Source organism: Agathobaculum ammoniilyticum, from assembly GCF_025567315.1.
GTDB classification, from domain to species: domain Bacteria; phylum Bacillota; class Clostridia; order Oscillospirales; family Butyricicoccaceae; genus Agathobaculum; species Agathobaculum ammoniilyticum.
Window position 1 is genome coordinate 31997 of the sequence record NZ_JAOQJE010000015.1, and the last position, 13983, is coordinate 45979.

The 13983-nt window shown below is 58.0% G+C and carries 15 protein-coding genes; 4 read left to right on the top strand and 11 right to left on the bottom strand.

Annotation, left to right across the window (positions count from 1 at the left end; genetic code table 11):
• Nucleotides 1–18: 18 nt before the first annotated feature.
• The 3 genes from OCV66_RS13420 to OCV66_RS13430 are packed head-to-tail and all read right to left on the bottom strand — an operon-like array spanning nucleotide 19 to nucleotide 968.
• Nucleotides 19–153, bottom strand: coding sequence for a hypothetical protein (locus OCV66_RS13420; protein ID WP_256435174.1), 135 nt, complete (start codon nucleotides 151–153; stop codon nucleotides 19–21).
• Complete coding sequence (locus OCV66_RS13425; protein WP_054326897.1) at nucleotides 150–716, bottom strand: sugar O-acetyltransferase; 567 nt, start codon at nucleotides 714–716, stop codon at nucleotides 150–152. The genes OCV66_RS13420 and OCV66_RS13425 overlap by 4 nt, the downstream gene beginning before the upstream one ends.
• A 3-nt stretch (nucleotides 717–719) precedes the next feature.
• Nucleotides 720–968, bottom strand: a complete 249-nt coding sequence (locus OCV66_RS13430; RefSeq protein WP_054326896.1) for a hypothetical protein — start codon at nucleotides 966–968, stop codon at nucleotides 720–722.
• A 131-nt stretch (nucleotides 969–1099) separates the two neighbouring features.
• Between OCV66_RS13430 and OCV66_RS13435 the strand changes: the two genes are divergently transcribed.
• From OCV66_RS13435 to OCV66_RS13450, 4 genes are all read left to right on the top strand, one after another.
• Complete coding sequence (locus OCV66_RS13435) at nucleotides 1100–1990, top strand: LysR family transcriptional regulator (RefSeq protein WP_054326895.1); 891 nt, start codon at nucleotides 1100–1102, stop codon at nucleotides 1988–1990.
• A gap of 187 nt (nucleotides 1991–2177) precedes the next feature.
• The gene (locus OCV66_RS13440) at nucleotides 2178–2609 is read left to right on the top strand and encodes a DUF3842 family protein (RefSeq protein WP_054326894.1); all 432 of its coding nucleotides are present in this window, start codon (nucleotides 2178–2180) and stop codon (nucleotides 2607–2609) included.
• Nucleotides 2606–3658 (top strand): uridine kinase family protein, encoded by a 1053-nt coding sequence (locus OCV66_RS13445; protein ID WP_174887848.1) that lies wholly within the window; start codon nucleotides 2606–2608, stop codon nucleotides 3656–3658. Before OCV66_RS13440 ends, OCV66_RS13445 begins: the two co-directional genes overlap by 4 nt.
• 111 nt (nucleotides 3659–3769) lie before the next feature.
• The gene (locus OCV66_RS13450; protein ID WP_054326893.1) at nucleotides 3770–4351 is read left to right on the top strand and encodes an ECF transporter S component; all 582 of its coding nucleotides are present in this window, start codon (nucleotides 3770–3772) and stop codon (nucleotides 4349–4351) included.
• 71 nt (nucleotides 4352–4422) lie between these two features.
• On the opposite strand, the gene phnX is transcribed toward OCV66_RS13450, so the two are convergent.
• The 8 genes from phnX to OCV66_RS13490 all read right to left on the bottom strand — a co-directional run bounded on the left by phnX (nucleotide 4423) and on the right by OCV66_RS13490 (nucleotide 13305).
• Nucleotides 4423–5199 carry a phosphonoacetaldehyde hydrolase gene (phnX, locus tag OCV66_RS13455; protein WP_147574509.1) on the bottom strand — a complete coding sequence of 259 codons (777 nt, stop codon included), beginning with the start codon at nucleotides 5197–5199 and terminating at the stop codon, nucleotides 4423–4425.
• Entirely contained in the window at nucleotides 5196–6305 is a 1110-nt protein-coding gene (gene phnW / locus OCV66_RS13460) for a 2-aminoethylphosphonate--pyruvate transaminase (protein ID WP_147574510.1), read from the bottom strand. The genes phnX and phnW overlap by 4 nt, the downstream gene beginning before the upstream one ends.
• Before the next feature lie 17 nt (nucleotides 6306–6322).
• A complete protein-coding gene (locus tag OCV66_RS13465; protein WP_147574511.1) occupies nucleotides 6323–7312 on the bottom strand; it encodes an ABC transporter substrate-binding protein in 990 nt (329 codons plus the stop codon).
• Between the two features lie 74 nt (nucleotides 7313–7386).
• On the bottom strand, nucleotides 7387–9018 hold the full coding sequence (locus tag OCV66_RS13470) for an ABC transporter permease subunit (RefSeq protein ID WP_242977811.1): 1632 nt from the start codon (nucleotides 9016–9018) through the stop codon (nucleotides 7387–7389).
• A 6-nt stretch (nucleotides 9019–9024) separates the two neighbouring features.
• On the bottom strand, nucleotides 9025–9792 hold the full coding sequence (locus tag OCV66_RS13475; RefSeq protein WP_054326890.1) for an ABC transporter ATP-binding protein: 768 nt from the start codon (nucleotides 9790–9792) through the stop codon (nucleotides 9025–9027).
• 231 nt (nucleotides 9793–10023) lie between these two features.
• Entirely contained in the window at nucleotides 10024–10446 is a 423-nt protein-coding gene (gene pth2, locus OCV66_RS13480; RefSeq protein ID WP_054326889.1) for an aminoacyl-tRNA hydrolase, read from the bottom strand.
• Between the two features lie 1368 nt (nucleotides 10447–11814).
• On the bottom strand, nucleotides 11815–12084 hold the full coding sequence (locus tag OCV66_RS13485) for a hypothetical protein (protein ID WP_054326887.1): 270 nt from the start codon (nucleotides 12082–12084) through the stop codon (nucleotides 11815–11817).
• Nucleotides 12085–12468: 384 nt separating this feature from the next.
• Nucleotides 12469–13305, bottom strand: coding sequence for a tyrosine-type recombinase/integrase (locus OCV66_RS13490; RefSeq protein ID WP_147574513.1), 837 nt, complete (start codon nucleotides 13303–13305; stop codon nucleotides 12469–12471).
• Between the last annotated feature and the right edge of the window lie 678 nt (nucleotides 13306–13983).

Below are 13983 nucleotides of genomic sequence, written 5' to 3' on the forward strand. Positions count from 1 at the left end.
ACGCGGCGGGTGTCAAAATCAAACCGGCTGCTCTCGGCCGTAGCAGGGGTATGGGAGTATCCAGACCTCCCATCCAATCCTCTGGAACATCCCCGCGCAGGCGCTCAGGGTCAGGCTGTAGGCCAGCAGCTGGGACAGCCGGCGTTTTTTCACAGCGTTTCCTCCTTTCGGAGGGGCCGCAGAATACGGGCGGGTACGCCGCCCACCACCATCCCGGCGGGTACGTCGCGCGTGACCACCGCACCGGCGGCCACAATGGCCCCGTCCCCAATGGTCACGCCCGGGGTAATGGTCGCATTCGCGCCGATCCACACCCGCTTGCCGATGACGATGGGCTGGGGGATGAGCTCATCGCGGCGGGCAGGGTTCTCGTTGTGGTTGAGCGTGGCCAGCACCACGTTGTGACCGATGAGCGCCCCGTCCCCGATGGTGATGCCGCCCTGGTCCTGGAAATGGCAGCTCGTGTTGATGAACACGTTCTTGCCGACCGTGATGTTCTGGCCGTAGTCGGTGTAAAAGGGCGGGAACAGGCAGAACCCCTCACCCACCGGTTTGCCGGTGAGTTCGGAAAACAGCCGCGCGACCTCCTCCGGCTCGTGGTAAGAGAAGTTGAGTTCTGCGCTCAGCTTCATGGCGCGTTGAGACGCGACGCGCATGTACTGGTAGACGGGCAGGCCAGCCCGTTTTGCCTGTTCTTCGATTTTTGTCTCGTGCATTAGTTACTTCCTTTCTGCGCGGAATGTCTCGCTGTACTCAAGCTGGTAAATCAGGTAATCCAAACAGTCGATTCTCCGCTGTTCCGCATGGCAGCGCTCGAGCAGAAGGCACCGGTGTCTGGCCAACAGCGCCGCCCCTTCGCCGTGCCTTCCGCACTCGAACAGCCGCCAGAATTCCCGGGCGAGCGCCTCCCCGCAGCCCGCGTCCAACAGGTTCTGCATCACGCGCCGCCGAAGCTCCTGCTCCTTCATAATCTCGCTCCCTTTCCCTGATTTGAGTATAAACCGCCGAACAACAAATAGCAAATATATATAAAGAATACATTATTATTCTTGAAAGATATAATAAGACATGCTATACTACCCACAGAAGGAGGGATCGCATGGACATTCGGGTTTTGGAATATTTTCTCGCAGTCGCGCGGGAACAGACCATTTCCGGCGCTGCGATGTCGCTGCACATGACCCAGCCCCCCCTGTCCAAGCAGCTCATGGAATTGGAGCGCGAGTTGGGCAAGCAGCTTTTCCTACGCGGTAAGCGTCGTATCACGCTGACCAAGGAGGGGATGCTGCTGCGCAAGCGCGCCGAGGAAATCGTCTCGCTGGTGGAAAAGACCAAGGCTGAGGTCAGCGCGCCGGACGAGGGCATCAGCGGCGACCTGTACATTGGCGGCGGGGAAACCGAGGGCATGCGGCTGATCGTACAGACTGCCCAGCAGGTCCAGCGCCGGTATCCGGCCATCCGCTTCCATTTTTCCAGCGGGGACGGTTATGATGTGACCGACCGGCTGGACCAGGGGTTAATCGACTTTGGTACGCTCATCGAACCGTTCGACATGGGCAAATACGACTACCTGCGCCTGCCCAGTCCGGATACCTGGGGACTTCTGATGCGCAGGGATCATCCACTGGCGCGGCTGACGCGCATCCGTCCGGAGGACCTGCCCGGCGTCCCGCTCATCGCCTCCCGCCAGTTAGAGGGGGAGGACGGGCTTTCCGGCTGGCTGGGCTACGGCTATGAAAAGCTGCGGGTGGTGGCCACCGGCAATCTGGTCAACACACTTGTCCTGGCTGTGGAGGAGGGCATGGGCTGCCTGTTCACGCTGGACAAGCTGGTGGACCTGTCGGGCAGCCGCAGCCTGTGTTTCCGCCCGCTCGAGCCGCGGCTTGAATCCTGGATGTATCTGGCTTGGAAAAAATACCAGGTGTTCACCCGCGCGGCCGAGGTGTTTGTGCGCGAGCTGAAGCGCGGCCTTTCCACCGCATCGACCTGAGGCGGATTCTCATATTTTTCTGATTGGGGCTTGACGCACCACCCTGGTCGGCTGATATAATAAAGTGTAATGTATACTGTATCCGGAAGCAGGTTCGGTCGTATGCGATCCGGCGGCTGTGGACCGGTGCCAGAAGGCAGGCCGGTCCCATAGCCGCCATTGAATCCCCATCAGAGGAGGCAGACCAATGAAAAAACAACAGTCCCGCCGCGTGCTGGTTCTGGACGGACAGGGCGGAGGCATGGGGGCGCAGCTTATCCGCCTTCTGGCGCCCGTTTTGCCGCAGGACTGCGTGCTGCGCTGTGTCGGCACCAATGTTCTCGCCACAAACGCGATGCTCAAGGCTGGGGCGGCGCAAGGGGCGACCGGTGAAAACGCCGTTATCTACAATGCCGCCCGCGCGGATTTGATCCTCGGCCCGATCGGCATTATCCTGGCAAACGGCATCATGGGCGAGGTTTCGCCCGCCATGGCTTCCGCAGTATCCGGGGCAGAAGCCCCTAAAATCCTGATCCCCTCTTCGACCTGCGGCATTTTTGTCGCGGGGACGGAGGACCGCCGGCTTGACGAATACCTCCAGCGCGCGGCGGAGCTGGCGGTGCGGGAGCTGTCCCCATGAGCCTGTCGTTTGCAAGCATCCTGCAGTTCCATAGAGAGCGCTATCCCGCGATGCAGCCGCAGGATTTCGGCAAGCTGGCGTATCAAAGCGAATTCGGGCCGGAGCATCTGGTCTCGGACCGGACCGCGGTCCAGCAGGCGCTTTTCCGCGAGTGGGAGACGCTTGCCCCGGATGTCTGCGCCCCCGCGCCCGATCCGCTCGGGAACGGCCTGTCACGCTTCCATCTGGATTACCGGTTGGGTACGGCATCGACGGTCCCCCTGTTGGCCGATCTGGTCCTCCGCACGGCCGCCGCGCACCACGGCTCCGCAGACGGGCTGGCGCGGCGGCTGGACGCCCTCTCCCCCCTGCCGATCCCCGGCATGGCGGGCTGGGTGGCAGCCTACCGCGCTCAGGGCTGCCCGCCGCCCCGCCACAGCGAGGCGTTCCGCGCCGCCTACCGGCCGCATTACCGCTTGCTTCGCACCTCCTACGCGGGCTACTTCCCCGCCCTTTTGTCGGTACAGCGGCTGACGCAGAGCGGCAGACCCGCTATCGTTGCGGTCGACGGCCGCTGCGGCAGCGGCAAAACCGGCTTCGCACGGCTCCTGCAGGAGCTGTTCCCCTGCCGCGTGGTACATATGGATGATTTTTACCTCCCGTTTGACCAGCGCCCGCCGGATTGGGCGGAGCAACCGGCTGGGAATATGGATCTCTCGCGGTTCCGCGAGGAGGTCCTGGTTCCGCTCCGCGCCGGCGGCAGCGCCATCTACCGGCCGTATTCCTGCCAGACCGGACAAATGCTCGCGCCGGAAACGCTTGCGCCCGCCCCTCTTACCATTGTGGAGGGGAGCTATTCCCTGCATCCGTCGCTATCCGGCTTTTATGACCTGCGGCTGTTCCTGACCTGCTCGGGCGAAGCCCAGGCCCGCCGTCTGCAGGCGAGGGAGGGCGCGCACTACGCCGCGTTTCAGGAACGCTGGATCCCCTTTGAGGAACGGTATTTCCAGCGGTACCGCGTTGCCTCCGGCAGCGACATGATGCTCGACACGAGCGCGTTCTTCCTTTGACGCACCCCGCCACGAAGGCGGTTTTATCCCCCGCGCTCCGTAAAAAAGCCATGAAGGCCCCGCCCTCAGAAGAGGCGCATATCCAGACTTTTGATAAGGAGTATCCCCGCTATGAAACAAAAAACATCCAAACAGCGCATTTACGACCTGATCCTCGCCGCACTGTGCATGGCCCTCGGCATCGTCCTTCCGTTTTTCACCGGACAGATCCCGCAAATCGGCGGCATGCTGCTGCCCATGCATCTGCCGGTCCTGCTCTGCGGCCTGCTCTGCGGCTGGCAGTACGGCGGCCTGGTAGGCTTTGTCCTTCCGCTGCTGCGGTATGCCATGTTCGGTATGCCGCCAATCTTCCCGACCGGCATCGCCATGGCCTTTGAACTGGCCGCCTACGGCATCATCGCCGGCTACCTGTACAACCACTCCCGCTGGCAGTGCGTCATATCGCTGTACCGCTCTCTGATTGCGGCGATGATCGGCGGGCGTATCGTATGGGGTGTTGTCCGTGTGCTGCTCACCGGCGTGAGCGGCGAGCCGTTTACCTGGCAGCTGTTCCTGTCCGGCGCGTTCCTGACCGCCATCCCCGGCATCATCCTCCAGCTTGTTTTCATCCCCGTACTTATGGTCGCCCTCGACCGCACGGGCATGGTGCGTTTCCGTCGGGAAGATAAAACCGCGGAAACCGTCCAAAGCTGATCCCCCCAATCAAAAAGGGACGTCTTGCAGACGTCCCTTTTTGTATATCCCGAGCTTCTTTTGCGGGCCTGTCACCCGCCCAAAAATGCTGCCAGACGCGGCGCATCGGCCAGGGTGCGCAACACGAAATGCGCGCCCGCCTCACGGAAGCGGCGCGCGGCTTCACGACAGCGCGTCTCCCGTTCCTCCGGTGGAAGCGCGCTAAACTCCTCCTCGCTCAGGCCGAGCGCCGAACTGCCTTCGATTACGCCGGCCGTCCAGACGCCCGCGTTGACGCCCTCCTGCATATCGGACACCGTATCGCCGATCTTGAGTACATTTTTCACTGAGGAGACGCCCAGCCGCCGCATATTCTCAAAGATCATGTACGGATAGGGACGCCCCAGGCCGCCGACGCTGTCCGGACTGAGCCAGAGATCAGGCGCGTAGCCCTGCCGCGCCGCACACGGCGCGACAATCTCCATCATCGCATCTGTGTAGCCGGTCGTCGAGCCGATCCTGACGCCCATATCCCGCAGCGCGGCCGCCGCTTCGCAGACGTGCGGCTTGGGTGCGGTGAACTGCTCCAGAATGGAAAGCAGCCCAGGCTCGAACTGTGCGTAAATCGCTTCCACATCCGCCTCTCCTGCCTTCCGGCCGTACACCTGCCGCCAGGCCCGCGCGATACGTTCCATCCCCAGCATTGTCCGGATATGGTCCTTTTTCAGCAGCCCCATGGGAGTACGCGTCTCCTCCATGGTCGGCTCGACGCCGAACTGACGGAACGCTTCGATAAAGGCCTGTACCGGCGCGAAGCAGCCGTAGTCCACGGTCGTACCCGCCCAGTCAAAAATCACCGCCTGTATCATGCAGTCTCCCCTTTCCTCTCACGCAGAAAATCATAAATAATCGCGGCCAGCTTTTCGATATCCTCCTCGTAAACCTCGCCGATGGTGCCAATACGGAACGTATCCCGCTCGGTCAGCTTGCCGGGATAGATCGCATAACCGCGCGCCTTGATGTACTGGTAGAATTCCGGAAAACGGAACGAAACACCCACCGGATAGCAAAACGTCGTGATGATCGGCGACTGGTGTTCCGGCCCGATGTAGGTGGCAAAGCCGAGCTGCCGCATGCGCTCGATCAGCAGGCGGTTGTTGGCCGCGTAGCGGCGGTGGCGCGCCGGAATGCCTCCCTCCTCCGCCAGCTCCTCCAGCGCTTTGGAAAACGCCAGCACAACATGTGTCGGCGAGGTGTAGCGCCATTTGCCGTCCCGTTCCATGCCGCGCCACTGGTCGAGCAGGTTGAGCGACAGCGAACGCGCCTTGCCCTCGCTGGCCAGCAGGGCGGCACGCCGGCAGAGGATGAAAGAGAACCCCGGCACGCCCTGGATACACTTGTTCGCGCTTGAAATCAGAAAGTCAACGCCCCAGTCTGCGACCGGAATTTCCACGCCGCCGAACGAGCTCATCGCGTCCACGATGAATGTACGGCCCGCCGCCTTGACCACGGCGCCGACGGCCTGGATATCGTTCAGGATGCCGGTCGTGGTTTCACTGTGTACTATAGCCACATGCGTAATGGACGGGTCCCGCGCCAGTATGTCCGCAATCTTGCGCGCGTCCGGCACCTTGTCGTAAGCCTCCGCATAGTGCGCATATGGGATGCGGTTCCATTCGCAGATCTGAACCTGGCGCTCCCCGTAAGCGCCGTTCGAGCAGATCAGCAGCTTATCCTGCGCGCCGACTACGCTGGACAGCACGCTTTCCACGCCGAACGTGCCACTGCCCTGCATCAGCACCGCCGTATACTCCTGCTCGGATACCTGCGCCAGTTCCAACAGCCGGCGGCGTATTTTCTGGGTCACGGCCTTATAGTCGTCATCCCAGGTGCAGCGGTCCACCAGCATTTCCCGCTTGACCGAGTCCGTGGTCGTCAGCGGCCCCGGGGTAAGAAGCTTATAGGCTTGCGTCATAGTCAATCACTCCTGTCTTACGGCTTGGCCGCTTCGGAAAGCGCCTGATGCGCTGAGAACAGCTCGAAGGTCAGCGGCTGGTCAAAGGTTTTCGGATAAGCGGATTTGTTAGCGGAATCCGCGCCCTCCCCCTCGTAAAGCGGGTTGGGATAGGTCTGCTGCAGCGCAGCGCGGCCGTTCTCAATGATGCACTGCGCCATCTTCATGGCCTCCGGATTGGTCGCGTCACCCTTGTCCAGCACGGCGACCGACTCAGTCAGAGAGAAGTTGCCCTCCGTCGGGTCGACGAAATCAATCGGCAGTCCGTCCGCCTTGTCCGCGACCGCCTGATGGCGCAGGCCGAAGCCGATAGCCACCTCGCCCGCGCGGCACAGCTTGAGCGGCGCGGAGCCGGAGGATTCGATATGGTCGCCCGCATTTTCATAGATGCCGTGCAGCACCTCCTGGGCGCCGTCCTCGCCATACGCGGAGACAAGCGCCTGTATCATCAGCCAAGCGGTCGAGGAGGACTGGATATCCGTCACCGCAACCTGTCCCGCGTATTTCGGGTCGGCAAGGTCCTGCAGGCTGGCCGGCTTGTCCAGCCCCGCCTCGGCCAGCACCTCGGTATTGAGGATGATCGCCCCCTCCTGCGAGGTGATCGGCGCGGTGTAGTCCGGCACGGCTTCCAGCGTGTTCACGTCAAATTCCAGCGGCAGGAACATGCCGTTCTGCTCCTGCGCGCTCTGCAGGTAAAAGGTGCTCATGGTCACCAGATCAGCCTCCAGATTCGTTCCCTCGGCAAGCAGCTTGCCACCCAGCTCGGATGTGCCGAACGTCTCAAAAATGTACCTGCCCTCATAGCCGTTGGCGTCCAGCGCGTTGGACATGGCGGTGATTGCCTCGTCGTCTGCGTTGGAGTAGATAATGACCTGCTCATCCGCGGCTTTCGCGCCGCAGCCCGCCAGAACGGACAGGGACAGCGAGCAGGCAAGCCCCAGCGACATCAGTTTTCTCAGTTTTATCATAATCAAATTCCTTTCCGGTCTGTTATCGTAAGCGATAGATACAAAGTTTGTTTGCAGGAGAAACGCCGGCCGCGTCACGCCTTTTTCTTCTGTGAGCTGCGGTTGGCAAGCCAGGAAAACAACGCTTTTGCAATCAGGTTGGTAAACAGGATCAGCAGCGACAGGACGAACACTTCGTTGAACTTATTGACATATTGCAGCTGCTTAATCTCGGTCGTCAGCACCATGGTGCGTGCGCCCGCGATGAAGACCAGCGCGCTGATCGTGACCATGCCGTTGATAAAGTAATAGCTGAACACCTCGATCAGACTGGACAGCGCGTTAGGCGTGACCACGCGCAGAATGGTTTTGATCCAGCTGTCCCCCATGAGCATCGCGGTCGTCTCCCAGCCCGCATTCATTTTGGAAAGCGAGTTCTTCATCATCAGATAGGGCGTGGAAAAATAGTGGACGATGTTGCACAGGACCATCAGCTCCAGCGTGTTCTGCAACGCCGAGCCGGAGAATGAAAACAGGAACGCGATGCCCAGCACCATGCCTGGAATGGTGTTCGTCACAAGCGCGATGCTTTCGACCGCTTTCTTATACCCTCCCGACAGCGAGCTGCGCGCCGTAATCAGCGCGGCGCCGTAAGCCAGCAGCGTCCCGAACAGCGCGGTCAGCAGCGCCATCCAGATGGAACGCGTGTAAATACGGAGCAGGTTGCTGTCGGACAGCACCTCGCGCACATGCTCGAGCGAGAACGCCGTGCGGTACGGCCAGTCCTCCACCAGCGGCACAACAAAAATCACCGCGAACACCGCCAGCACCGCCGCCGCGATCATGACGCCCGACAGCCCCCAGCCCACGTCGCGCACCGTGTTCCTGCGCAGTTCCGCATCCGAAATGCGGCTGTAACGGATATTAAACCGCTCCAACAGCTGCAGCAAACAGATGCTGCCAACCGAGGGAAGCAGCATAATCATGGCGACGACCGCGCCGCGGTTAAAATCCGGTATGCCGCCGAGCATCTGGTTATACAGCACGGTAGCCACGACCTCATACCGGCCGCCGACCGACGCCGGTATGCCGAAATCCGTGAAGCTGAGGAAAAACGCCTGGATGAACGCCCCTGCAAGCGTCCCCAGCAGCGGCCGGAGAACGCCGATCCAGAAGGTGGACAGCGCGCCATCCCCCATCACCCTGGAAACCGTCAGCGTCTTTTTGTCAATGTATCCCATCGTATTGTGGATCAGCAGGAACGCGACGGGTACAGTATAGATGACATAACCGGTCATCAGACCGCCGAAGCCGTAGATATTAAACATTTGGAAGCCGAGCAACTGCGTGATCAGTCCCTGCTTGCCAAACGAGTAGATGATGGCAAATCCGTAGGTGATGGTCGGGAGGAACATGGGCAGCGTCGCGGCCGCCTGTAGCAGCCGTTTGCACGGGCGCGGCAAGCGCGTATAGTGAATCGCATACGCGATCACAAACGCCAGCATTACCGCCGCTGCGGCCGCGGCCGCGGAAACAACAAAGCTGTTGCGCAGGGCTGCTCCAAAGCCCTTTTGCGCAAATACCGAGGCGTAGAATTCCACGGTCAGCCCGTTTGCCCCCCAAACGGATTTAAGCAGAAGCTGCAGCGCCGGTATGACAAGGAACACCGCGAACAACACGACGATTCCAAGGAATACGATCCGCAGTTCCCTGTTCTTGCGCATCATACCGAATCACACCGCCTTGCCGCGCGCCGCCCCGCCTCCAAACAGCGCATAGATATTGTTCCGCTTGATCTCAAGCTGGTTCAAAATGAATTTCCGCACAAAATCGTTCTGCGGCCGGCAGATGATCTCCGCTGGCTGCGCATACTGCGAAATACTTCCCTGATCGATAATCAGCACGCGGTCGGAAAGCGTGAGCGCTTCCTCCGGATCGTGTGTGACGATGATGGTTGTCAGGTGGTACTCTTTCGCAATCGTGCGGATACGATCCTTGATCGACTCCTTGATGACTCCGTCCAGCGCAGAGAGCGGTTCGTCAAGCAACAGGATGCGCGGCTTCATCACCATAGTGCGCGCCAGCGCCACACGCTGCTTCTGGCCGCCCGACAACTGATCGATGCGCTTATCCAGGTGCTCGCGCAGGCCGAGCAGGTCGATCAGCTCCTCCACCTCTTCCCGTGCAGAGATCCCCGGCCTGTTTTTCAGACCGTAAATGATATTCTTATAAACATTCAGATTCGGGAACAGCGCGTAATCCTGAAAAACGATGTTAAAGCCCCGTTTTTCCATCACCGTATGCGTCAGATCCTCGCCATTGTAGAGGATCTGCCCCTCGTCTGCGTCCGTGATGCCCAAGATCAGGTTGAGCAGCGTCGTCTTGCCGCAGCCGGACGGTCCCAGGATCGAAACGATCTCCCCGTCCCCTACCTGAATCGAGATATCCCTGAGCACGGGCATCCCATCATAGGACTTTTTGATATGCTTGAGTTCCAGCACAAAAAGGCTCCTTTCCAATCTGCTTTTTGATCTCATTTTCTCGCCTAAGTAATTGTACCGGACCGCCCTGCCAACCGCAACGAAATCCATGTAAAATGAAAGTAAGAATCCGCGCATATTTCCGCCGCCGTTTTATTTTTCCGTTTTCTTTGTATGCATAAAAAGGCAGGGTACGCAAAACCTGCGGTTTTGTGTACCCTGCACGAAACGATTGCTTTTCCCTTTTGCCCGTTAAAACAGCGGCAGATCCCCTGTGATCGGATCGACCTGTTCGGGCAGCGCGGGTTCGAGTGCCAGACAGGTATAGGTCGGCTGCCCATGAAATTCCGTCAATCCGTTATCGCAAATCAGCGCGGACAGCAGGCCGGCCGCTTTTGCCTTTCGGTCGATTGCAAGCAGGTCTTCCTCGGAATCGACATATACGCATACCTTGGCCACGCCTCTTGCAAACCACTCGCTCAGCGGAGTTGCCGCCCCGCCACCCGGCGTCAGCAGGATACCGCCGACTTCCGCGCGCACCTGTCCCATCCGACGCTCCTTTTCCAGCGCTGCGAGCACAGCGGTCACGCACGCATGGCCAGCCTGTGCAGCGATTTTCCCCTTTCGCATTTTCAAGTCGCGCCGCATGACAATCATCTGCTTTGGTTTGTCCATCACGTTATTCCTCTGTTTTCAGGTTTACTTGAATCTTATCACCCTAGCCCGCTTTTGTCAGCTTTATGACCTAAAACCCTTTAGCGCTTTAACCCGCACCATACTTATAACTCTTCCAACTGCTATTGATAGTGTAATCCACCGATAAAGAGACATATATAGGCACGAAACCAGTTTTAAAACCAGAACGCAGCAACAAATTCACACAGTCCATCCGCCGCCTACAGCCTGAATGACAATGGGATTACTACGAAAGCCTGTACGCGAAAGTAGAGTGGATTTGATTCCGTTCAAAATGCTTTCTTCCAAATCATCTTTCACCTGACGTTTCCTCATCACTAATTTTGATGTTTGGGATTGTTTCTCATCAATTGTATCCGCTCCATCTATGCTTATAATACATTGAAAACGGGGTATGTCCGAAAATTTTCTTAGTGCGGATCCAACGTTTTTATAAGCACTTAAAACAACTGGAAAATCATAGATTTTTAAGATATTATAATATAATTATATCACAACAACCAAATCCTGTCACTCGTTTTTACTTTCAAGTGTAATTATGGTGCTTTGAAAGCTTTGTTACCTTACACTCCCTCAAGGATATAGTATAGCAAAAGACCGCCGACAAAAGTCGACGGCTTTTTCAGCGAGCCGAGTGGTGCGACTAAACCCACGAGCCTCGCGCTCCCAAACCGCGCGTTCTATCAACTGAACTACACCCAGATATTCAGTTTTTTGCATAATACCATGCGGAGAAAGAAGAAGCAAGTTTTTCGTGTCTGTGGGCGACGCTGTGGTCAAACCCGATTTTGCGAGCGTTTTTCAACCGTAGGATTTCCACCACAAGCTACTGTCCCAAGGACTTCCGGAATTTCTCTTTTGAGGGGAATGGATAGGTCGTCTATCTTCCCAAATAAGTACTGAAAAGTTTTTTGTATTATTTCCGCTTGTTTTTTTGCTGTCTCCACTCCATCTCATTTGCCTTCTATCACTCTTTGAAAGTGCTGGCACAGAAGATGAGTACACAATAGCCACGGAATATATACGGTAGCCGTCCCATAGCTGGCCGGTATTGAGGGCATTCTCGCTTAACAGCAGAACGCTCTCTTTCGTGTCGGTTGCGGCGGCCTCGGTGTCCAGCACCCGCCATTTCAAACCGCCGTAATAAACATAGTCCTAGCCGTTCTGGCCGTCGTCTGCCTTTTGGTGAACCGGGTAGTTCTGGAGGTTCCCCACCCCGGACAGGGCTACTCTGCCTGTTGCAGGTGCGGCGATAGCTGCCGTGGGCAACAGTCCAAGCACCATCACGATGGTGAGCAGCAACGCCCAGGGCCGTCTAAATCGTTATTTCATCGCTTCTGTTCTCCTTTAGTATGACCCCGTATTGACGGGGTTGCTCAATGCGGCCATCAGCCGCGCTCTGGCCTCCTGCGTGGTTGACGCAGGAGAGGCCTGTGTCAGATAATCCAGCGCGTCGTTCCAGTCGTGGAGGCTGGCTGCGTCTGCTGGAATATTCTCCAGCGCACGCATCAGTCGCGCCCTCTGCCAGCCGGTGGCACGGGGCAGGTCGGAGAGGTATGCGCAGCCCGCCTTATATGCCAGAAAATCCAGCAGGGGCAGGGCAAGGGCATGGCCCATCAACCACTCACCTCCCTCGCACGAAAAATCACTCTGGCCGGACGGGGCTCCGGCTGTGCTGAAATCTGCCGTATGAAGTATGTCGACCACCTCCGTCTGTTTCCCTGCCAGTGACAAACTTCATAGTTTGTCTATCAAAAGGGCGGTGCCAGTTAGCAAAGGTTCCGCCGTATGGCATGAAAAACACCCCATGCGGCACATGGGGCGGTAAATCAGGCGCACAAAATAAGGCCAATCAAAAAAGAGGCTTGATTGGCTTGATTTTCCATGCCCCAAACCAGCGAATCTCTTGCGCTCCCGTGATTTCCATGCTAAAATGTCCCTGTGAATATGTACTCTGCCGGTTGGGTTTCTGCTAATCTAGGACAAACTATGAAGTTTGTCCTATCCTACCAAACCCAGCCGCTCTAACTGCTTTACATGCTCCGTTCCGGTGGAGATCAGGTAGATGCGGGTCGTCTCCATGCTGGAATGACCCAGCACGTCAGCGAGCTTGGCAACGTCCCTGCAAACTTTATAAAATGTCCGGGCGAACAGGTGCCGCAGATTGTGGGGGAACACTTTGGACGGGGCTACCCCAGCCGCTTTACACAAGGCCTTCATCTCTGCCCAAATCTGCTTTCGGGACATGGGCTTTCCGTTTCTGGTGAGGAAGAGCTCGCCGGAGGCGGTTTTGTTTTTTCGGGCGAATTTGAGCAGCTTTTTCCGTAGCTTACCGGGGATGAGAATAGTGCGCACCTTCCCCTTGAGGGCGATCTCCGCCCGCCCTTTCTGCACGGCCTCCACAGTGAGATAGCGTACCTCGCTCACACGGATGCCGGTGGCGCAGATGGCCTCCATGAGCAGGGCCAGCCGCTCCCTGCCTTGAGCGTGGGCAGTAGTCAGCAGGCGGTCGTACTCCGCGCGGGTCAGTTCCCTGCTGTCATCCCGAAACAAGCGACGCTGAAGCCGCAGAGTCTTGACCTGGCAATCCTGCCAGTCCATAAAAGCAAAGAAACGGTTTAGACTACCCAGCATGGCGTTGATGGTAGCAGGGGCGTAGCCTGCCGTCACCAGATACGCTTTCCATCCAGCCGCCACCTCTTTCGTCACCTCTCCTCTGCCCAGCCACGCCGCAAAGGTGCGGACGTGACGAAGGTAGTTCTCTATGGTGCCGGGGCTGCGCTCCTCCTCGTACAGGTTTTGAGAGAACGCTTCGATCTGCTGACTAGTGATACTCATGAGCAAAACCCTCCTGTGAAAAAGATGTCCTTATTTTACCGTAGGGTAGCTTTGCTATGCACTGCGGAATCACCTAGAACATCAATATCGGAACGGTTAAAAATTTGCGCCGCATAAACAATGAAAGACCAGGCTGATTTCAGCCTGGTCTACTTTTACTTTCTTGTGAATAGTCCTGCCCGCCGCCTGTATAGATGGAAAGGCAAAACATTGAGGTATCGTTCTCCTAGGGCTGTGTCCTGTGGAATTGGCGGTGTAAGGTTTCCTGCGGCAGTGTGAAAAACACAAACCCGCCAGTGCTGGCCCAGCATCCAGGCCATTGGCAACGCGGTTGGGATGAGTGAGGATACTGCGCGCAAATACTTCTGGCAACGGAAGGGGGGCCTGCCCCTCCCGACAGCTTGGGGCCGCTGTTCCCACTGCTTGGACGACAAATCTTCGGTCACTCGAACGATTTTCGAGGAACGAAAGATAGGCAGGAGAAAGCCCTGATGCCTTTGTGCGCCTATGCGGTCACCTCCACCCGCAATGCGGGCGGTTTCCGGAGACGGGGCTGACGCTTTTTCGGAACGCCCAAACTGCGATTGACGCTGTTTCCAGAAAAACAGGCGAATATCCCCGCTGTTGAGGGATACTCGCTGACGCTACGACAGAGTTTGGAGGAATTTGACAATGGAT